The 234-nt window shown below is 42.7% G+C and carries 1 pseudogene; it reads right to left on the bottom strand.

From position 1 onward, the window contains the following. Nucleotides 1–23: 23 nt before the first annotated feature. Nucleotides 24–234: pseudogene (locus ACYP03_RS28140) on the bottom strand (metallophosphoesterase family protein); the annotation flags it as partial.

The raw sequence follows: 234 nt of genomic DNA, 5'->3' as shown, positions 1-234 counted from the left end.
ATCGGGGCCTGAACCCAGTCAAGTCATGCCAAAATATCATCATCCCTATTTACCTGCGGATACCCTGTACTGATGTCTTCCAGAAGATACATTAAATCATTGTCCGGTGCACAATGGCATGCATAGATATCATATTTTATCATCTCATCAGAAGGCTTTTTTCGAATCCATTGCATGGGAACGTAACCCAGGTCTTCAAGAATAATCTGCAGCGTTGGGTTTGAGGCTACTTCA

The sequence above is a fragment of the Photobacterium sp. R1 genome (genome assembly GCF_054600795.1).
The sequence above is the reverse complement of the archived record's forward strand: the minus strand, read 5'-3'. Positions and strand labels throughout refer to the sequence as shown.